Source organism: Polaromonas sp., from assembly GCF_041689105.1.
Lineage (GTDB): Bacteria > Pseudomonadota > Gammaproteobacteria > Burkholderiales > Burkholderiaceae_C > Polaromonas.
The window spans coordinates 36,894-57,017 of the sequence record NZ_JBDNGU010000195.1; the positions used below are offsets into that span (position 1 = coordinate 36,894).

The window sequence follows — 20,124 nt, forward strand, 5'->3', positions numbered from 1 at the left end:
TTATTGCTTCCAACCGTTCGGGCTCAACCTGTCTATGCCCATCGCGTGTTTCCATGCCCTCCGACAGGTTCTGGGCGCCCATGAACTGCTGAAAATTCCATGAAATTCCGCTTCCCCATCGTCATCATCGACGAAGACTTCCGCTCCGAAAACACCTCGGGCCTGGGCATCCGTGCGCTGGCCCAGGCAATTGAAACCGAAGGCTTTGAAGTGCTGGGCGTGACCAGTTATGGCGACCTGTCCCAGTTCGCGCAGCAACAAAGCCGCGCCAGCGCTTTCATCCTGTCCATCGACGACGAAGAATTTACCCCCGGACCGGACCTTGACCCGGCAGTGCTGAACCTGCGGCATTTCATCGAGGAAGTGCGGCGCAAGAACCTGGACGTGCCGATTTACGTCTATGGCGAGACCAAGACCTCGCGCCACATTCCCAACGATATCCTGCGCGAGTTGCACGGTTTCATTCACATGTTCGAGGACACGCCAGAATTTGTGGCGCGCCACATCATCCGCGAAGCCAAGAGTTACCTCGAAGGCGTGCAGCCGCCGTTTTTCAAGGCGCTGCTGGATTACGCCGAAGACGGCTCCTACTCCTGGCACTGCCCGGGGCACTCGGGCGGCGTGGCCTTTTTGAAGAGCCCGGTGGGGCAGATGTTTCACCAGTTTTTTGGCGAGAACATGCTGCGCGCCGACGTCTGCAACGCGGTTGAAGAGCTGGGCCAGCTGCTGGACCATGATGGCCCGGTCGGCGCCTCTGAGCGCAACGCGGCGCGCATCTTCAATGCCGACCACTGCTTTTTCGTGACCAACGGCACATCAACCTCCAACAAGATGGTCTGGCACCACACGGTGGCGCCCGGCGATGTGGTCGTGGTAGACCGCAACTGCCACAAGTCCATCCTGCACGCCATCATCATGACCGGGGCGATACCGGTCTTTTTGAAGCCGACACGCAACCACTTCGGCATCATTGGTCCGATTCCGAAGGAAGAGTTCGAGCAGGCTTCCATCCAGGCCAAGATCAAGGCCAACCCACTGCTCAAGGGCGTGGATGCCAAAAAGGTCAAGCCGCGCGTGTTGACCATCACCCAGTCCACCTACGACGGCGTGCTTTACAACACCGAAACCATCAAGGGCATGCTCGACGGGTATGTCGAGAACCTGCATTTCGACGAGGCCTGGCTGCCGCACGCGGCCTTTCACCCGTTTTATGGCAGCTACCATGCGATGGGGAAAAAACGCGTGCGGCCCAAGCAGGCCATGGTGTACTCGACACAGTCCATCCACAAGCTGCTGGCAGGCATCAGCCAGGCCAGCCAGGTGCTGGTGCAGGACTCGCAAACCGTCAAGCTCGACAGGCACCTCTTCAACGAGGCCTACCTGATGCACACCTCAACCTCGCCGCAGTACAGCATCATCGCGAGCTGTGATGTGGCCGCCGCGATGATGGAGCCGCCAGGCGGCACCGCACTGGTGGAAGAAAGCATTCTGGAGGCGCTGGACTTCCGCCGCGCCATGCGCAAGGTCGCCGAGGAGTATGGCGACGACTGGTGGTTCAAGGTCTGGGGCCCGGACAAGCTGGTGGACGAAGGCATTGGCCGTTCGGAAGACTGGATCATCAAGGGCGAAAGCAAAAAAGCGAAAGCCGGCGTCAACTGGCATGGTTTCGGCAAGATGGCGACCGGCTTCAACATGCTGGACCCGATCAAGTCCACCATCGTCACGCCCGGCATGGACCTCAACGGCAAATTTTCCAAGACCGGCATCCCGGCCAGCATCGTGACCAAGTTCCTGTCCGAGCACGGCGTGGTGGTGGAGAAAACCGGGCTCTACAGCTTTTTTATCATGTTCACCATCGGCATCACCAAGGGCCGCTGGAACAGCATGCTGACCGCGCTGCAGCAGTTCAAGGACGACTACGCCAAGAACCAGCCCATGTGGCGCATCCTGCCCGAGTTCTGCCAGAAGTTTCCGCGTTACGAAAAAATGGGGCTGGCCGACTTGTGCCAGCACATCCACAACCTCTACGCCAAATACGACATTGCGCGCCTGACCACCGACATGTACCTGAGCGACCTGACGCCGGCCATGAAGCCCAGCGACGCCTATGCGCACATCGCGCTGCACAAGACCGAGCGGGTAGAGATCGACAAGCTCGAAGGCCGTATCACGGTCGGTCTGGTGACGCCTTACCCGCCTGGTATTCCGCTGCTGATTCCCGGCGAGGTCTTCAACAAGAAAATCGTCGACTACTTGAAGTTCTCGCGCGAATTCAATGCCCAATGTCCGGGCTTCGAGACCGACATCCACGGGCTGGTCGAAGAGCAGGACGCCGAGGGCAAACGCCACTACTACGCCGACTGCGTCAAGGAATAAGCGTCCCGGGAAAAGGTCAGCGGTTCAGGGCCGTGTGGCTGGCAGGTCCTCACGGACACGCATGAAACTGGCAAAGCGCGGGATGCCGCTGTTGTTCAGGCCCCGGAAGCGGTAGGTTACGGTGGCGCCAACAGGCGGCGGATTGCGGCGTTGCGGGTCATTCAGACCGGTACCGAGTTTGAACCGCTGACCGGGCTTGCCGCCGTCACCCGGCATTTCCACCAGCAGTGCGCCCAGCATGCCTTCGTATTTGCCTTTTCCGGCGATGTGGGCCACGACCTTGGCTTCCGCGTCCTCGTGGGTCTTGACCTTGAGCAGGTCATCGTTGCGCTGCCCCTTGTAGAGCGAGGCGCCGCGATGCAGCATCAGGCCTTCGCCGCCGAGTCTGACGGTTTGGGCCAGCAGGCGCTGTAGCTCTGTGTGGCTGCCCACCCTGGACTGCGCCACTGCCTGTACCCAGGGCTGGTCAATGCGGCTGACAACGCCGTTGAGGACCGGGATCCTTTCGCTGAAGGTACCGGCGTGCGTGGGCAGGTCGAAGACCATGAAACGCAAGCCGCGCCAGGCGGCGTCATCCGGGTTTTGCTGGCGCACCGTGGAAACCGCCCTGGAGAACTGGCCACGGCCGGCCCACAGTTCACCGTCCAGCGGCGTTGCGGGCCAGCCTGCCGTGAACCAGGCGGGCGTGGCAATGCGCTCGCCGCCGCGTGTCAGCAGCTTCTCGCCATCCCAGTAACCACGCACGCCGTCGAGTTTTTCACTGACCCAGTAGTCCTGCAGCGCTACGCTGGGACGGTAGACGTTGGCCAGCATCAGCGGCGGTGCGCTGCTTGTTGCCGCCGCGACCCCGCTACCGGTAGCCAACAGGCTGCCCAGGCTCAACAGCAGGCACAAGGCAACGCTGCAATTCAGGCGGCGCGCATTGCGTGGACGGATTGAACTCAGGTGTGTGGGCATGCGAAAGGCCAAAAGGGACGATGCGGTTTGATGCGCAACTGTGAATATGTACAGTTTATGATGGTCTGCGGCGGCACGCAAGCAATGCCTGGCCGCGAAACACCGACACACCGCACATCGACACACCGCACACGCGGGTTTGGAAGGAAAACCGATGACATCCAGCGGCAGCCAACGGTGCGGTCCGATCGCTTTTGAGGTCACCGCCGTCGAACGCGCCACAGTCGCCGCGGTATCTCCGCAGGCCCTCGAGGGCTTGATGACTGGTTGCTCGCCTTCGACAGCGGCACGGTGAACCGCGCCAAAAGCGCGGCACCGCTGCGGCATGCCGCAGGCGATGCCGCCCTTGTCGGCCGGATCGAAGCGCGTTATGCGGCGCACGGCCTGCCGCCGCTGTTCCGGCTGGCGAACGCGAGCTGTTTTGACGACGTGCGGCAGGAGCTCACGCGGCGCGGCTACCGCGCGGAGCGGCCGACGCTGGTCCAGATCGCGGGTGTGCCTGCCATGCGCGCCGTGTCCGCGTCGCCACCGGCTGGACTCGCTACTGCTCCGGATCCGGCCTGGGCCGCGCTGTTCCTTGGCGACGAGATGGACACCGTTGATGGCGCGAGCCGTGTCGCGGCGCTCAGCCTTGCGCCGGGGGCGCTGTACGCCAGCGTGCGCGAGGACGGTCACACCGTCGCGGCCGGCGCGGGGGTCTTTGCCCATGGCTGGGCCAGCGTGCACGGCATGCGTACCGCGCCGGCCTGGCGCGGCCGCGGCATGGCCGGGCGCATCCTCGCTGCGCTGGCCGACGCGGCCACGGCGCGCGGCCTGGCGCGTTGCTTTTTGCAGGTGGAAGCAGGCAACAGCGCCGCGCAATCGCTGTACCGGCGTGCAGGGTTTGAAACCATCTGGTCGTACGCGTACTGGCGCAGGGCCTGAGGTCAGTCGCCCGACAGGCGCTTAGCGCTATGTTATTGATAGCTATTCGCGCCCAAGGGACAAGGGCTGGAGGCCGATTTGATGCTGGTTTGGGGCCAACAGGGACGTGTCTCACCATTCCTGGCTGCTTTTTTCAAGCCTTTTCGGTCTCCAGCCCCCGCCAGTCGGACGACAGCAGCTATTTATTCGATAGCAAGTGAAGCCCTGGTGGTAAGTTTGCAGGTCCTGGTCGGAACCCTCAGCCCGCGTCGGCCGGCTCGCCGATACCGCCTACCACCTGGCTGAAGCCGCCGTCCACATAGGTGATTTCGGCGCTAACACCCGATGCCAGGTCGCTCAGCAGGAAGGCGGCGACGTTGCCGACATCCTCGATCGTCACATTGCGGCGGATCGGGGCGGCGGCCGTGGCCTTGAGCATCTTGCCGAAGTCCTTGATGCCGCTGGCGGCCAGCGTCTTGATCGGCCCGGCACTGATCCCGTTGACGCGCATGCCTGATCCCTTGCTACCGAGCGACTCGGCCAGGTAACGCACGCTGGCTTCCAGTGAAGCCTTGGCCAGACCCATGGTGTTGTAGTTGGGCAGCACGCGCAGCGCGCCCAGGTAGCTCAGGGTCAGCAGCGCCGACTTGGGGTTCAGGTAGGGCAGGGCGGCCTTGGCCATGGCCGGGAAGCTGTAGGCGCTGATGTCGTGCGCGATGCGAAAGCTCTCGCGGCTCAGACCGTCGAGAAAGTCGCCGGCAATGGCTTCGCGCGGGGCAAAACCGATGCTGTGCACAAAGCCGTCGAAGGTCGGCCAGGTCCGCGAGAGGTCGGCGAACATCTTGTCGATCTGCTCGTCGCTGCCCACGTCGCAGTCAAAAATGAGTTTGGAGTCAAAGTCGGCCGCGAACTCGGTGATACGCTCCCTGAAACGCTCGCCCACATAGCTGAAAGCCAGCTCCGCGCCCTGTGCGTGGCAGGCTTTGGCGATGCCGTAGGCAATCGAGCGGTTGGACAACACGCCCGTGATCAACAGTTTTTTGCCGTCGAGAAAACCCATTTTCTGCTCCAGTCTGTGCGAGTGAACCGGCAAACCCCGCCATGCCCCCAGGGGATGCGCGTGATGCCGGGTTAAGTAGGGCAGAATTGTCGCATGAGGCTTTTCGCGTGGTCGTGGTGTCTGCTGGGGCTTGCCCTCGGGGCCACGCCGTCCTGGGGCGCCCATGCCTATGCGCAGTTCGGCGACGTCAAGTACCCGCCCGGCTTCACCCACTTCAGCTACGTGAATCCGGCCGCGCCCAAGGGTGGCGAGATCCGCATGGTGCCGCCGACGCGGCCCACCAATTTCGACAAGTTCAACCCCTTCACCCTCAAGGGCACGGCGCCCTATGGCCTGAGCAGCCTGATGTTCGAAAGCCTGCTGACCGGCAACTCCGAGGAGCCGACCACCGCGTACGGCCTGCTCGCTGAGGATGTCGAGGTCGCGCCCGACAAGCTGTCCGCCACCTTCCGGCTGCATCCCAAGGCGCGCTTCAACGACGGCTCGCCGGTGCTGGCTGTCGATGTGCTGCATTCCTTCAACACGCTGATCAGCAAGCTGGCTGCGCCGCAGTTCCGCACGATTTACGCCGAGGTCAAGGGTGTGCGTGCCCTCGGCGAACGCACGGTGCGCTTCGACTTTGCCAACCCGAACGCCGAGCTTCCGCTGGTCGTCGGCGGCATGGCGATTTTCAGCCGCACCTGGGGTGCGGGCAAGGCCTTCGACCAGGTTATCAGCGAAGTGCCGATCGCCTCTGGCCCTTACAAGCCGGCCAGCCAGCGGTTGGGCCGCGACATCACCTATGTGCGCGACCCGGCTTACTGGGGCGCGGAGCTGCCGGTGCGCAAGGGGCAATTCAACTTCGACCGGGTCACCTTCAAGATCTACCTCGACGAGACCTCCCGTTTCGAAGGGCTCAAGGCCGGTGAGTACGACTTCATGCGCGAGTTCAGTTCGCGCAACTGGGCGCGCCAGTACACGGGAAAGCAGTTCGACAGCGGCGATCTGAAAAAACGCGCCTTCGCGAACCGCAACCCTGGTGACTTTCAGGGCTATGTGTTCAACACCCGCAAGGACAAGTTCAAGGATGTGCGGGTGCGCCAGGCGATAGGTCTGGCCATGGATTTCGAGTGGCTGAACCGGCAGCTGTTTTATGGGATTTACACCCGCGTCCAGGGCTACTTTCCGAATAGCGAGTTCCATGCCGAAGGCCTGCCCCGACCCGACGAGCTGGCACTGCTGGAGCCGCTGCGCGCGAAGCTGCGCCCTGAGGTGTTTGGCCCGGCGCTGATCTCGCCAAGCACCGCGCCGCCGTCCAGCCTGCGCGAGAACCTGCGCAAGGCCAGAGATCTGCTCGCCGACGCTGGCTGGACCTACCGCGACGGCGCCCTGCGCAACGCCGCCAACGAGGCCTTCACCATCGAGTTTCTCAACGACCAGCCCTCGCTGATCCGGGTGGCCACGCCTTTCCAGGGCGCTCTGCAGAAGCTGGGTATAGAAATGCGTTTTCGCACGGTTGATTTTTCGCTGTCGCAGCAGCGCATGGATAATTTTGATTTCGAGATGACCACGCGGCGCCTGCCGGGCAGCACGGCGCCAGGCGGCGAACTGTTCGACCTGTTCGGTTCAATGGCGGCGGAGACATCGGGTTCAGCCAACATCTGGGGCATCGCCGACCCGGCGGTGGATGCGCTGGTTGGCAAAGTGGTCAGCGCCAAAACGCGCCCTGAGTTGGCCACCGCCATGCGCGCGTTGGACCGGGTGTTGTCGCACGGCCATTATTCGATCCCGCAGTATTACGGCAACGCTTTCCTGATCGGCTACCGGCCTGGCCCGTTTGTGCTGCCTGACACCATTCCACCGTATTACCAGGCCGACACCTGGGCCATGAGCACCTGGTGGGCATCCCCCACCAACAAGTAGAGGCACACCCGATGGCTGCATACATTTTCAAACGCCTGCTGCTGATGCTGCCGACGCTGTTTGGCGTGCTGCTGCTGACGTTTGTGGTGATCCAGTTCGTTCCGGGCGGACCGGTCGAACAGATGGTGTCGCAGCTGCAGGGCCGTGACTCCGGCGGTGAGGGCGCTGCCGTCAGCGGCGCAGGCTACCGCGGCCGTCAGGGGCTGGACCCGCAGCGCATCGAGGAAATCAAGGTGCTCTACGGCTTTGACAAGCCGGCGCACGAGCGCTTCTGGATGATGCTCAAATCGTTTGCCAAGCTTGATCTCGGTCAGAGCTTTTACCAGCGAAAGGCAGTGTGGGAACTGGTCAAGGAAAAGCTGCCTGTCTCCATCAGCCTGGGCCTGTGGACCTTTTTCATCAGCTACCTGATCGCGGTGCCTCTGGGTGTGGCCAAGGCGGTGCGGGCGGGCTCCCGTTTTGACTTCATCACCACGCTGTTTGTGCTGGTCGGTTATGCGATTCCCGGCTTTGTGCTGGGCGTAGCGCTGCTGGTGATTTTTGGCGGACAGTTGCAGTGGTTTCCGCTGCGCGGCCTGACGTCGTCCAACTGGGAGACGCTGAGTTGGGGCGCCAAGGTCACCGACTACCTCTGGCATATCGCGCTGCCGGTGACCGCGATGGTGCTCGGCAGTTTTGCCGTGACCGCCATGCTGACAAAAAACTCCTTTCTGGAGGAAATCCGCAAGCAGTACGTTTTGACGGCGCGCGCCAAGGGCCTGAGCGAGCGCCAGGTGCTCTGGAAACATGTGTTCCGCAATGCGCTGATTCCCATCATCACTGGCTTTCCTGCCGCCTTTATCGGTGCCTTTTTCACCGGCTCGCTGCTGATCGAAACCCTGTTTTCTCTCGACGGCCTCGGCCTGCTCAGTTACGAAAGCGTGATCCGCCGCGACTACCCGGTGGTGCTGGGCACGCTGTATCTGTTCACGCTGATCGGACTGGCGACCAAGCTGGTCAGCGACCTCTGCTATGTATGGGTTGATCCAAGGGTCAAGTTTGACTGATTTATCGCCCCTCCCCGAAGCGGCTGTTGGCCGCTCTCCCCGCGAGGGGGCGCTGCCTGTGGCCGGGCAAAGCGCTATCCACGGCGGTCCTGAAAAGGAAGGCCCCGTGTCGGCTTCTCCATCGCGGCGAGCGTGGCGGCGGTTCCGGCGCAACCCGCTGGGCTTCTGGAGTTTCGTGATCTTCACCGTGCTGGTGGTGCTGAGCCTGTTTGCCGAAGTGCTGTCCACCGACAAGCCGCTGGTGGTGCGTTACGAGGGCCAGACCTACTTCCCGGTGCTGCGCGACTACGCGGAGAAGACCTTTGGCGGCGACTTCGAGACACCGGCCGACTACCTTGACCCCTTCATTCGCGAGCGCATCACCCAGAACGGCAATTGGGCGGTCTACGCCCCCAATCCCTATGGCCCGAAGACGCTCAACTACTTCGCGAAACTGCCCAACCCTTCCGCGCCCTCGCGCGACAACTTTTTTGGCACCGATGACCGCGGGCGTGATCTGCTCGCGCAGCTGATTTACGGTTTCCGCGTCAGCGTTCTGTTTGCACTGGCGCTGACCGCGCTGGGCGTGGTACTGGGCATAACAACCGGGGCGATCCAGGGCTTTTTCGGCGGCAAGACCGATCTGGCCTTTCAGCGTTTCATCGAAATCTGGGGGTCCATGCCTGAGCTCTACCTGCTGATCATCTTCAGTGCGATTTTCTCGCCCAGCGTGGCGCTGCTGCTGATTTTGCTGAGCCTGTTCGGCTGGATGGGCTTGTCGGACTACGTGCGTGCCGAATTTTTGCGCAACCGGCAAATGGATTACGTGCGCGCCGCACGGGCGCTGGGCGTCGGCAACCTGCAGATCATGTCGCGCCATATCCTGCCCAACAGCATGACGCCAGTCGTGACCTTTCTGCCTTTCCGCATGAGCGCGGCCATCCTGGCGCTGACCTCGCTGGACTTTCTCGGGCTGGGCGTGCCGCCCGGCACACCTTCGCTGGGCGAGTTGCTGTCCCAGGGCAAGGCCAACATCGACGCCTGGTGGATCTCGCTGTCCACCTTTGCCGTGCTGGTGCTGACCTTGCTGCTGCTGACCTTCATGGGCGACGCGCTGCGTGATGCGCTCGATCCGCGAAAGGTGGACAAGTGATGGCCCCCACGCTCGGCACTGACGTGTCCTCGCTGCCCCCCGAGGGGGCTGATTTTCCTAGGAGCGGTCCGGCGGAAAATCACGGCCCCACAATCCCCGCTGCGCGTGCTTCGCTGCCCCCCGAGGGGGTTGCCCCGCCTTGGGACGGCCCGGCGGCGGGACCTGCGCCGCTGCTCGATGTCAAAGGCCTGCGCGTCTCTTTTGGCGGCAAAGAGGTGGTGCATGGCGTGAGTTTTTCCATCGCGGCCGGTGAAAAGCTGGCGCTGGTCGGCGAGTCGGGTTCGGGCAAGACTGTGACGGCGCTGGCCTTGCTGCGTCTCGTGCAAAACGCCGAACTGTCCGGATCTGCAAGACTTTTTGGCCCCCAGCCCACGTCCACTGTGCGTGAGATGCTATTAATTCAGGAGCGTGAGCTGCTCGGTATCCGGGGCAGCGAGATCGCCATGATTTTCCAGGAGCCGATGACTGCGCTCAATCCGCTGTTCACCGTGGGTGACCAGATCGCCGAGGTGCTGCAGCTCAAACAGGCCCTGAGCAAACGTCAGGCCTGGGACGCCGCCATTGAGGCGCTGGCTGTCACTGGCATCCCCGAGCCGGCGCGCCGGGCGCGGTCCTTTCCGCACCAGTTGTCGGGCGGGCAGCGCCAGCGCGCCATGATCGCCATGGCGCTGGCTTGCCGGCCGCGACTGCTGCTGGCGGACGAACCGACCACCGCGCTGGACGTGACCTTGCGCGGCCAGATACTCGATTTGCTGTCCGACTTGCAGCGTCAGACTGGCATGGCGGTGCTGCTGATCACGCACGACCTGAACCTGGTGCGCAAATTCGCCGACCGGGTTGCGGTGATGGAAAACGGCTTGCTGGTGGAGGAGGGCGCGGTGGCGGACGTTTTTGCCAGCCCGCAACATGCCTACACCCGCAAGCTGATCGACAGCCGGCCGGCGCGTGACGTCGCCGAGAGCCTGCCCGATCCGGCTGCAGTGCCGGTGATGCAGGCCAGCGCCATGCGGGTGTCATACCCGGTGCGGCTTCCCGGTGTGGCAGGCTGGTTCAAGTCGGACGAGTTTGTGGCGGTCAAGGGCGCCAGCTTCCGGATTCCCGCAGGTCAGACCCTGGGGGTGGTGGGCGAGTCCGGTTCCGGCAAATCCACCCTGGCGCTGGCCGCGCTGGGCCTGCATCCGCACCGGGGAGAGCTATGGGCGGCGGGCCAGCAATGGAGTGGCGACGCGGCCGCCAACAAGCGCATTCGCCGGGCGGTGCAGGTGGTGTTCCAGGACCCGTTTTCCTCGCTGTCGCCGCGCATGACGGTGGAGGAAATCGTTGGCGAAGGCCTGCGTGTGCACGAACCTGGCCTGTCCGCCGCCGAGCGCCGGGAGCAGGTCATTGCCGCGCTGGCCGATGTTGGCATGGTCGAGGAACAAGATTTCGTCGCCGGGCCGCCCCAAGACAAAATGCACCCCCCTGGGGGGCAGCAAGCTACACGCAGTGAGGGTGCGCGGGGGCAGTATTTCCCCGGCTTGCTGCAGCGTTATCCGCATGAGTTTTCAGGTGGGCAACGCCAGCGTCTTGCGATTGCCAGGGCGCTGATTGTTCAGCCCCAACTGCTGGTGCTGGACGAGCCGACCAGCGCGCTCGATGTGACCATCCAGAAGCAGGTATTGCAGTTGCTGCAAAAGCTGCAGCGCGAGCGTGGGCTGAGTTACCTGCTGATCACCCACGACGTGGACGTGATCCGTGCCATGGCGCACCAGGTGATGGTGATGAAGGACGGCGAGGTGCTGGAAACCGGCCCGGTGGCGCAGGTGCTGGACCAGCCTGAGCATCCCTACACCCGCATCCTGGTCGCAGCGCAAGGCTGAGATAAAAATCAGTTTTGTTGGATTTTTTGATTTGAACGGCAAAAAACAAATTAATCAGTTTTTGCGCCGGGTTTTCGCCAGTGGCGGTCGCCCCCACTGATCAGCGATGGCGGGCACGCAAACTGCTTGCATATACAGGCGCATCGGGGTAGAATATGCGCTTCACGACCACCTGGGCGGGTTTTCACCGCCCATTTTTTTTGGGCGTTTGTTTTTTGCAAACTGATTTTTGAGAAGCTGGCGAAGCGATATTTAGCACTGAATGGCTTTACACGACACGATTGAGCAGACCGTCACGGGACTGGGGTACGAACTGGTGGACATTGAACGTACCACGGGTGGTTTACTGCGTGTGACGATCGATCAACCCCAGGTCGAAGGCTCGCCCGAGCAGTTCATCAATGCGGAAGACTGCGAAAAGGTCACGCGCCAGCTGCAGTTTGTGCTGGAAGTCGAAGGCGCGGCGTATTCCCGGCTCGAGGTGAGCTCGCCGGGCATTGACCGCCCGCTGCGCAGCGAGAAGGATTTTGAGCGTTTTGCCGGCGAGCTGGTGGACATCACTCTGAAAGCCGCCATCGGCTCGGCCGCTGCGGCCGGATCGGGTGTGGCTGCCAGCCGCAAGAAATTTCGCGGCACGCTGGAGCGTGCTGCTACCGGGTGGCAGATTGTGTGGCGCGACGAGCCCGAGGCCAAGCCCGGTGCCAAGGTCAGCAAAAACAAGATTCCGGCGCCGCTGCAGGCGCTGGGTTTCACACTCAATGAGATTGCACAAGCGCGGCTTGCGCCTGTGGTTGACTTCAAGGGGCGCCGGCCGAAAAGCCCGCCCGCAACAGAGATATAAAGAAAGGCAGGCTTGTGAAATGAATCGCGAACTGTTGATGTTGGTTGATGCCATCTCGCGTGAGAAAAATGTTGAACGGGACGTCGTCTTTGGCGCGGTCGAGCTTGCGCTCGCGTCCGCGACCAAAAAGGTGTACGCCGAAGGCACGGATATCCGTGTCGTCGTGGACCGTGACAGTGGCAACTACGAAACCTTCCGCCGCTGGCTGGTGGTGGCTGACGAAGCCGGCCTGCAAAATCCTGAAGCCGAAGAGCTGGTCACCGATGCGCGCGATGAAATCGCCGACATCGAAGAGGGCGACTTCATTGAAAAGCCGGTCGAGAGCCTGCCGATTGGCCGCATTGGCGCGCAAGCGGCCAAGCAGGTCATCCTGCAGAAGATCCGCGACGCCGAGCGCGAGATGCTGCTCAACGACTTCATGTCGCGCGGCGACAAGATTTTTGTCGGCACCGTCAAGCGCATGGACAAGGGCGACATCATTGTCGAGTCCGGCCGGGTCGAAGGGCGCCTGCGCCGCAGCGACATGATTCCGAAAGAAAACCTGCGCTCTGGCGACCGCATCCGGGCCATGATCATGGAAGTCGACACCACCTTGCGTGGCGCCCCCATCATCCTGTCGCGCACCTCGCCCGAGTACATGATCGAGCTGTTCCGCCAGGAAGTCCCCGAGATCGAACAAGGCCTGCTGGAGATCAAATCCTGCGCCCGTGACCCTGGTTCGCGCGCCAAGATTGCCGTGTTGTCGCACGACAAACGTGTCGATCCGATCGGCACCTGTGTCGGCGTGCGTGGCACCCGCGTCAACGGCGTGACCAACGAACTCGCCGGTGAGCGCGTGGACATCGTGCTGTGGAGCGAAGACCCTGCCCAGTTCGTGATTGGCGCGCTTGCGCCGGCCAACGTCTCGTCCATCGTGGTCGATGAAGAGCGCCATGCCATGGACGTGGTGGTGGACGAGGAAAACCTCGCGATCTCCATCGGCCGCGGCGGCCAGAACGTGCGCCTTGCCGCCGAGCTGACCGGCTGGAAGATCAACATCATGACGGCTGACGAGTCCGCTGAAAAGCAGTCGCTTGAAACCGACACCAGCCGCAAGCTGTTCATGGAAAAGCTCGACGTGGACGAGGAAATCGCCGACATCCTGATCTCCGAAGGCTTTACCAGCCTGGAAGAAGTGGCCTATGTGCCGCTGCAGGAAATGCTGGAGATCGACTCCTTCGACGAAGACACCGTCAATGAGCTGCGCACGCGCGCCAAGGATGCCCTGCTTACCATGGAAATCGCAAAGGAAGAAAACGCCGAAGGCGTCTCGCAGAACCTGCGGGATGTCGAAGGCCTTACGCCTGAGCTGATCGCCAAATTGACAGCGGCGGGTGTCAGCACCCGCGACGACCTGGCCGACCTGGCCGTGGACGAACTCACCGATATCACCGGCCAGTCCGAGGACGAAGCCAAGGCCCTGATCATGACGGCGCGCGCGCATTGGTTTACCGATGACGCGGCCCCCGCCCCAGCCCCTGCACCCGCAGCGGCCAAAGAGCAATGATCATGGAGGCCAGCAGGAAAAACATATATGTCCAGTACCACCACCGTCGCTGAATTCGCAGCTGAATTGAATAAACCCACCGCCACCCTGATCGAGCAATTGACCAGTGCCGGCGTTGCCAAGGCGCAAGCCGATGACCGCCTGTCAGAGGCCGACAAACAGAAACTGCTGAGCTATTTGCAGGCCAGCCACGGCACGGCCAGTGCCGAGCGCAAGAAAATCACGCTGGTGAAAAAATCCACCAGCGAAATCAAGCAGGCCGATGCCACGGGCCGTGCCCGCACCATCCAGGTCGAGGTTCGCAAAAAACGCACTTTCGTCAAGCGTGATGAAGGCTCCGACCAGCCTGCAGAGGATGCACGTCCAGCCGAGGTTGCCCCCCAGGCACCGGTGATCGACGATGCCGAGCTGGTACGCCGCGAGGAAGAAGCCAGCCGCCATGCCGAATTGCTGCGCCGCCAGGAAGAAGAGCTGACAGAAAAACGCCGCCTGCGCGAAGAGCAGGAGGCCAAGGACCAGGTGCGCGAGAAGCAGGAGCGTGAAGCCGCGGAGCAGACGCAAGCCGCAGCCAAAGCGCCTGAGGCTGCCAGCAAGTCGGCCAAACCTGCAGGCAAGGCAGCTGCAGCCAAAGCAGCCCCTGCACAGACGCCCACGGCCGACGATGCCGCCTCCACTGAAAAAGCCGCAGCCAAAGCTGCAGAAACCAGCGCGGCACAGGTCGCTGCCAAAGCCAAGGCGACCGCTGAATTCCAGGCCGACGCCGTCAAGGCGCAGGATCTGCAGGATCGCCGCAAAAAGGCCGAGGCAGAAGCCGCCGGCATTCGCGCCATGATGAATGCGCCCAAGCGGGTGCTGGTTCCTCACGTCGACCCCAAAGCCCCCATCAAGGGCACTTTGCACAAACCCGCCGTGGTGCCCGGAGCTGCCAAGCCGGCCGCAGCCGGTGCTGCTGGCGTCGCTGGCAAAAAAGAAATCAAGTCGGAGAACCTGTCTTCGACCTGGAAAGACGACGCTGCCAAGAAAAAAGGCGAAATCAAGACCCGTGGCGCACCTGTCGTGCCCGGCCGTGGCAACTTCCGCGGCGGCCCGCGCGGGCGCCGCACGCCCGACCGCGATTCGCGTTCCGAGTCCAGCTTTTTGGCGCCGACCGAATTCAAGGTCATTGAGGTGCATGTGCCCGAGACCATCACCGTGGCCGAACTCGCCCACAAGATGAGCGTCAAGTCGTCCGAGGTCATCAAGCACCTGATGAAGCTGGGTCAGATGGTCACCATCAACCAGCCATTGGACCAGGACACCGCGATGATCGTCGTGGAAGAGATGGGCCACAAGGCAGTCACCGCTTCCCTGGACGATCCGGAGGCATTCGCCGACGAGGACGTGCAGGGCCAGCAGGCCGAGTTGTTGCCACGCGCGCCGGTCGTGACCGTCATGGGCCACGTTGACCACGGCAAAACCTCGCTGCTCGACTACATCCGCACGGCGAAAGTGGCCTCTGGCGAGGCTGGCGGCATCACCCAGCACATCGGCGCCTACCACGTGGAAACCCCGCGCGGCATGGTGTCCTTCCTGGACACGCCGGGTCACGAGGCGTTCACCGCCATGCGCGCCCGCGGCGCCCAGGCAACCGACATCGTGATCCTGGTGGTGGCCGCAGACGACGGCGTCATGCCGCAGACCCGGGAAGCCATCAAGCATGCGAAAGCGGCCGGCGTCCCCATCGTGGTTGCGATCAACAAGATCGACAAGCCCGGCATCAACATGGAACGCGTCAAGGGCGAGCTGGTCACCGAAGAAGTGATTCCCGAAGAGTTTGGCGGCGACGTGCCATTTGTCGGCGTCTCGGCGCATACCGGTGCAGGCATTGACGCCTTGCTGGAGCAGGTATTGCTGCAAGCCGAAGTGCTGGAGCTGCGCGCGCCGGTTGACGCCCTGGCCAAAGGCCTGGTGATTGAAGCCCGGCTGGACAAGGGCCGCGGCCCGGTGGCCACGGTGCTGATTCAGTCCGGCACGCTCAAGGCTGGCGACGTGGTGCTGGCGGGTTCGACCTTTGGCCGCGTGCGCGCCATGCTGGACGAAAACGGCAAGTCAATCAAGACGGCGGGCCCGTCCATCCCGGTGGAAATCCAGGGCCTGACGGAAGTCCCGCAGGCCGGTGACGAGTTCATGGTCATGCTCGACGAGCGCCGTGCCCGCGAAATCGCGACTTACCGTGCGGGCAAGTTCCGCAACACCAAGCTGGCCAAGCAGCAGGCGTCCAAGCTGGAGAACATGTTCTCCGACATCAGTGCCGGCGAGGTCAAGATGCTTCCCATCATCATCAAGGCCGACGTGCAGGGTTCGCAGGAAGCGCTGGCGCAATCGCTGCTCAAGCTCTCGACCGACGAGGTCAAGGTGCAGCTGGTGTACTCTGGCGTGGGTGGTATTTCCGAGTCCGACGTCAATCTGGCGATCGCTTCCAAGGCGGTGGTGATCGGCTTCAATACCCGCGCCGACGCTCAAGCCCGCAAGCAAGCCGAGAACAACGGCGTGGATCTTCGCTACTACAACATCATTTATGACGCTGTGGACGAGCTGCGCTCCGCGATGTCGGGCATGCTGACACCGGACAAAAAAGAAGAAGTCATCGGCAATGCCGAGATACGCCAGGTGTTCAAGGTCAGCAAGATCGGCTCGATTGCGGGCTGCATGGTTACCGCCGGTGTGGTTCGCCGCGGCGCGCGACTGCGCCTGCTGCGCGAAAACGTGGTCATCTTCACGGGTGAACTCGACTCGCTCAAGCGTTTCAAGGACGATGCCAAGGAAGTCAAGGAAGGCTTCGAGTGCGGCTTGAACGTCAAGGGCTACAACGACATCCAGGTTGGCGACATTCTTGAGTTCTTCGAAATCAGGGAAGTGGCCAGGACGCTGGAGGCCTGATCGTCGCAAGGCCGGCCGCCCTTCGTGGTGGCCAGCCGACCGACAGGCTCACTGAGTTATGCGTAAAAAATCTTCTACCCCGAACCGCGGTTTTCGCGTCGCCGATCAGATCCAGCGTGATCTGACGGAGCTGATCGCGCGCGAGCTCAAAGACCCGCGGGTCGGCATGGTGACCATCCAGGCCGTCGAGGTGACAGCTGATTACGCGCATGCCAAGGTTTTTTTCAGCGTGTTGGTCGGCGATCCGACCGAATGCGAGACAGCGCTGAACCAGGCGGCAGGTTTCCTGCGCAATGGCCTGTTCAAGAAGTTGATGATCCACACGGTTCCCACGCTGCATTTCCAGTTCGACCGCACGACCGAACGTGCGGCCGACATGAACGCCTTGATTGCCAAGGCGGTTTCTTCCCGCGCCCAAGACGACTGAGTTCGCGCCGTTCCCCTTGATGACAGGTTCAGGGACAACGGCGCCAACGGAGCGTTCGGGCCAGCCCGTGCGCTGAGCCTGTCGGAATTTATGACGCAAACTTCTCCCAACCGCACAAAGATCCAGCGACGTCCCGTCCACGGCGTGCTGCTGCTCGACAAGCCGCTGGGCCTGTCGAGCAACCAGGCGCTGCAAAAGGCGAAGTGGTTGCTGCGCGCGGACAAGGCCGGCCACACCGGCACGCTGGACCCGCTGGCCACCGGCGTGTTACCCCTGTGTTTTGGCGCCGCCACAAAATTCAGCCAGCTCCAGCTCGACGCCGACAAGACTTATGAGGCCGTGCTGCTGCTGGGCCAGAAAACCAGTACCGCCGATGCTGAAGGCGACGTGATTGAAACCCGCCCCGTGCCGGTCATCACGCAAGAACTGCTGCACGAGCTGACGCGCCGCTTCACCGGCCCGCAGACCCAGGTGCCGCCCATGTACTCGGCACTCAAGAAGGATGGCAAGGCGCTGTACGAATACGCACGCAAGGGCGAAGCAGTCGAGCGTGAAGCCCGCCACGTCACGATTTATAAGCTGGATATGGCGCTAGCCCATGATCCACGGGCGCCAACAGCTATCAATATCATAGTGTCCTGCAGCAAGGGAACCTACATCCGCACGCTCGGTGAAGACATCGGCGAGGCCATCGGTTGCGGTGCCCACCTCGGCGCGCTGCGCAGGCTGGAAACCGGCGGCTACACCGACAGCCAGTGCGTGAGCCTGCCGGCGCTCGAAGCCATGAGCGAAGCGGGACGCGAAGCTTGCCTGCTGCCGGTGCAGTCTTTGGTGGCTGCCTATCCGGCTGTCACATTGGGCGCCGATGATGCAGGACGATTCCTGAGTGGCTTGCGCCGCCGCGGCTCGCCGGGCCAGTGGGGCCCCGATGCCGCGCTGGTGCAGGTGTATGGGTCCGACCCCGCAGCCTTTCTCGGCTCGGCCCACGTCACGGCCGACGAATTGATCCCCGGGCGCCTGCTCAGCCCGATTGAAGTCCAGGACATGCTGGCTGCCCGTTCATCCGTTTCACCTCTTTCCTCCAGCCCTGCGGCCATCGCCGCGATGGCTTGACCCGATACCCACCGATTTGAAGTTTTTAGAAAGCCAACCATGAGTCACAAGCAAATCCGCAACATCGCCATCATCGCCCACGTTGATCATGGCAAGACCACCATGGTCGACCAGTTGCTGCGCCAGTCGGGCACCTTTGCCGAACACGAAAAAGTCGTCGACACCGTGATGGACAACAACGCCATTGAAAAAGAGCGTGGCATCACCATCCTGGCCAAGAACTGCGCCGTGACCTGGGAAGGCACACACATCAACATCGTCGACACCCCCGGCCACGCCGACTCCGGCGGCGAGGTGGAGCGCGCCCTGTCCATGGTCGACGGCGTGGTGCTGCTGATCGACGCGCAGGAAGGCCCGATGCCGCAGACGCGTTTTGTGACCAAGAAGGCGCTGGCCCTGGGTCTCAAACCCATTCTGGTGGTCAACAAGGTGGACAAGCCCGGTGCGCGCCCTGATTACGTGGTCAATGCAGCCTTCGATCTGTTTGACAAACTCGGCGCGACCGACGAACAGCTCGACTTCCCGGTGGTTTACGCTTCGGGCATCAACGGTTGGTCCTCGCTGGAAGAGGGCCCACCGAACGAGCAGTGGGGTCCCGACATGTCGGCCCTGTTCAACACCATTCTCAAGCATGTGCCTCACCAGGAAGGTGATCCGGCAGCACCGCTGCAACTGCAGATTTCCGCGCTCGACTTTTCAACCTTCGTGGGCCGCATCGGCGTGGGCCGCATCAGCCAGGGCACCGTCCGGCCCATGATGGATGTGGTGGTCATGGAAGGCCCGGACGGCAAGGCTGTCAAAGGCCGCATCAATCAGGTGCTGACTTTCCAGGGCCTCGAGCGCGTGCAGACGGACGAAGCCGGCCCCGGCGAGATCGTGCTGATCAACGGCCTCACCGACATCGGCATTGGCGTGACCATCACCGACCCGGTCACACCAGCACCGCTGCCCATGCTCAAGGTCGATGAGCCGACCTTGACCATGAACTTCTGCGTCAACACCAGCCCGCTGGCCGGCCGCGAAGGCAAGTTCGTCACCAGCCGCCAGATCTGGGACCGACTGCAGAAAGAGCTGCAGCACAACGTGGCCCTGCGCGTGAAGGAAACCGGCGAAGAAGGCATTTTTGAAGTCATGGGCCGGGGCGAGTTGCACCTGACCATCCTGCTGGAAAACATGCGCCGCGAGGGCTTCGAGCTGGCGGTGTCCAAGCCACGCGTGGTGATGAAAGAGGTGAACGGTGAAAAGCACGAGCCTATCGAGCTGGTCACCGCCGACATCGAGGAAACCCATCAGGGCGGCGTGATGCAGGCCTTGGGTGAGCGCAAGGGCGACTTGGTCAACATGGAGTCGGACGGCCGTGGCCGTGTCCGCCTTGAGTACCGCATCCCGGCGCGTGGCCTGATTGGTTTCACCAACGAATTCCTGAATCTGACACGTGGATCCGGCCTGATCGCCAACATTTTCGACTGCTACGAGCCGCACCGGGGCGAGATTGGTGGCCGCAAGAACGGCGTACTGATTTCCATGGATGCCGGTGAAATTTTCACCTATGCCCTGGGCAAGCTCGACGACCGCGGCCGCATGTTCGTGAAGGCCAATGATCCGGTGTATGAAGGCATGATCGTCGGCATTCACAGCCGCGACAACGACCTGGTGGTCAATGCCACGCGCACCAAGCAGCTGACCAACTTCCGCGTGTCCGGCAAGGAAGACGCGATCAAGATCACGCCGCCCATCGAGTTGACGCTCGAATACGGTGTCGAGTTCATCGAGGAAGACGAACTGGTCGAGATCACGCCCAAGTCGGTCCGCCTGCGCAAGCGTCACCTGACGGAAAGCGAACGCAAGCGCGCTGGGCGTTAAATTGCCCCCACGTTCGCTCACTGCGTGTAGCTCTCTGCCCCCCGAGGGGGCTGGCCTTGCTTGGGGCGGCCCTGCGCGGCGGCCGTTGCCCCCACGTTCGCTCACTGCGTGTAGCTCTCTGCCCCCCGAGGGGGCTGGCCTTGCTTGGGGCGGCCCTGCGCGGCGGCCGTTGCCCCCACG

General features: G+C 62.5%; 14 protein-coding genes. 12 read left to right on the plus strand and 2 right to left on the minus strand.

The window, feature by feature from the left end; translation table 11 throughout:
- Window positions 1–99: 99 nt before the first annotated feature.
- On the plus strand, window positions 100–2,376 hold the full coding sequence (locus ACESMT_RS19485) for an Orn/Lys/Arg decarboxylase N-terminal domain-containing protein (RefSeq protein ID WP_372828247.1): 2,277 nt from the start codon (window positions 100–102) through the stop codon (window positions 2,374–2,376).
- Window positions 2,377–2,400: 24 nt separating this feature from the next.
- Here the strand turns inward: ACESMT_RS19485 and ACESMT_RS19490 are convergent, their stop codons facing one another.
- The gene (locus ACESMT_RS19490) at window positions 2,401–3,333 is read right to left on the minus strand and encodes a DNA ligase (RefSeq protein ID WP_372828248.1); all 933 of its coding nucleotides are present in this window, start codon (window positions 3,331–3,333) and stop codon (window positions 2,401–2,403) included.
- A gap of 267 nt (window positions 3,334–3,600) precedes the next feature.
- Here ACESMT_RS19490 and ACESMT_RS19495 point away from each other — a divergent pair, with 267 nt between their 5' ends.
- A complete protein-coding gene (locus ACESMT_RS19495; RefSeq protein ID WP_372828249.1) occupies window positions 3,601–4,257 on the plus strand; it encodes a GNAT family N-acetyltransferase in 657 nt (218 codons plus the stop codon).
- A gap of 238 nt (window positions 4,258–4,495) precedes the next feature.
- Here the strand turns inward: ACESMT_RS19495 and fabI are convergent, their stop codons facing one another.
- Entirely contained in the window at window positions 4,496–5,296 is an 801-nt protein-coding gene (fabI, locus tag ACESMT_RS19500; protein WP_372828250.1) for an enoyl-ACP reductase FabI, read from the minus strand.
- A 93-nt stretch (window positions 5,297–5,389) separates the two neighbouring features.
- On the opposite strand from fabI, the gene ACESMT_RS19505 reads away from it, so the two are divergent.
- From ACESMT_RS19505 to typA, 10 genes are all read left to right on the plus strand, one after another.
- Window positions 5,390–7,198, plus strand: coding sequence for an extracellular solute-binding protein (locus ACESMT_RS19505; RefSeq protein ID WP_372828251.1), 1,809 nt, complete (start codon window positions 5,390–5,392; stop codon window positions 7,196–7,198).
- A gap of 11 nt (window positions 7,199–7,209) precedes the next feature.
- Complete coding sequence (locus ACESMT_RS19510; RefSeq protein WP_372828252.1) at window positions 7,210–8,244, plus strand: microcin C ABC transporter permease YejB; 1,035 nt, start codon at window positions 7,210–7,212, stop codon at window positions 8,242–8,244.
- A 106-nt stretch (window positions 8,245–8,350) separates the two neighbouring features.
- Complete coding sequence (locus ACESMT_RS19515; protein WP_372828253.1) at window positions 8,351–9,376, plus strand: ABC transporter permease; 1,026 nt, start codon at window positions 8,351–8,353, stop codon at window positions 9,374–9,376.
- Window positions 9,376–11,235 carry an ABC transporter ATP-binding protein gene (locus ACESMT_RS19520; RefSeq protein ID WP_372828254.1) on the plus strand — a complete coding sequence of 620 codons (1,860 nt, stop codon included), beginning with the start codon at window positions 9,376–9,378 and terminating at the stop codon, window positions 11,233–11,235. Before ACESMT_RS19515 ends, ACESMT_RS19520 begins: the two co-directional genes overlap by 1 nt.
- A gap of 262 nt (window positions 11,236–11,497) precedes the next feature.
- Window positions 11,498–12,076 carry a ribosome maturation factor RimP gene (rimP, locus tag ACESMT_RS19525; RefSeq protein WP_372828255.1) on the plus strand — a complete coding sequence of 193 codons (579 nt, stop codon included), beginning with the start codon at window positions 11,498–11,500 and terminating at the stop codon, window positions 12,074–12,076.
- A gap of 19 nt (window positions 12,077–12,095) precedes the next feature.
- Window positions 12,096–13,622, plus strand: a complete 1,527-nt coding sequence (gene nusA, locus ACESMT_RS19530) for a transcription termination factor NusA (RefSeq protein ID WP_372828256.1) — start codon at window positions 12,096–12,098, stop codon at window positions 13,620–13,622.
- A 27-nt stretch (window positions 13,623–13,649) separates the two neighbouring features.
- A complete protein-coding gene (gene infB, locus ACESMT_RS19535) occupies window positions 13,650–16,541 on the plus strand; it encodes a translation initiation factor IF-2 (RefSeq protein WP_372828257.1) in 2,892 nt (963 codons plus the stop codon).
- Between the two features lie 58 nt (window positions 16,542–16,599).
- A complete protein-coding gene (gene rbfA / locus ACESMT_RS19540) occupies window positions 16,600–16,968 on the plus strand; it encodes a 30S ribosome-binding factor RbfA (RefSeq protein ID WP_372828258.1) in 369 nt (122 codons plus the stop codon).
- 90 nt (window positions 16,969–17,058) lie between these two features.
- A complete protein-coding gene (gene truB / locus ACESMT_RS19545; protein WP_372828259.1) occupies window positions 17,059–18,081 on the plus strand; it encodes a tRNA pseudouridine(55) synthase TruB in 1,023 nt (340 codons plus the stop codon).
- 39 nt (window positions 18,082–18,120) lie between these two features.
- Entirely contained in the window at window positions 18,121–19,944 is a 1,824-nt protein-coding gene (gene typA, locus ACESMT_RS19550; RefSeq protein WP_372828260.1) for a translational GTPase TypA, read from the plus strand.
- Window positions 19,945–20,124: the final 180 nt, after the last annotated feature.

Bases quoted from the DNA above. Each gene is read 5' to 3' on its own strand.
- ACESMT_RS19485 (WP_372828247.1), top strand. From the start codon at position 100: ATGAAATTCCGCTTCCCCATCGTCATCATCGACGAAGACTTCCGCTCC.
- ACESMT_RS19490 (WP_372828248.1), bottom strand. From the start codon at position 3,333: ATGCCCACACACCTGAGTTCAATCCGTCCACGCAATGCGCGCCGCCTG.
- fabI (WP_372828250.1), bottom strand. From the start codon at position 5,296: ATGGGTTTTCTCGACGGCAAAAAACTGTTGATCACGGGCGTGTTGTCC.
- ACESMT_RS19505 (WP_372828251.1), top strand. From the start codon at position 5,390: ATGAGGCTTTTCGCGTGGTCGTGGTGTCTGCTGGGGCTTGCCCTCGGG.
- ACESMT_RS19510 (WP_372828252.1), top strand. From the start codon at position 7,210: ATGGCTGCATACATTTTCAAACGCCTGCTGCTGATGCTGCCGACGCTG.
- ACESMT_RS19520 (WP_372828254.1), top strand. From the start codon at position 9,376: ATGGCCCCCACGCTCGGCACTGACGTGTCCTCGCTGCCCCCCGAGGGG.
- rimP (WP_372828255.1), top strand. From the start codon at position 11,498: ATGGCTTTACACGACACGATTGAGCAGACCGTCACGGGACTGGGGTAC.
- nusA (WP_372828256.1), top strand. From the start codon at position 12,096: ATGAATCGCGAACTGTTGATGTTGGTTGATGCCATCTCGCGTGAGAAA.
- infB (WP_372828257.1), top strand. From the start codon at position 13,650: ATGTCCAGTACCACCACCGTCGCTGAATTCGCAGCTGAATTGAATAAA.
- rbfA (WP_372828258.1), top strand. From the start codon at position 16,600: ATGCGTAAAAAATCTTCTACCCCGAACCGCGGTTTTCGCGTCGCCGAT.
- truB (WP_372828259.1), top strand. From the start codon at position 17,059: ATGACGCAAACTTCTCCCAACCGCACAAAGATCCAGCGACGTCCCGTC.
- typA (WP_372828260.1), top strand. From the start codon at position 18,121: ATGAGTCACAAGCAAATCCGCAACATCGCCATCATCGCCCACGTTGAT.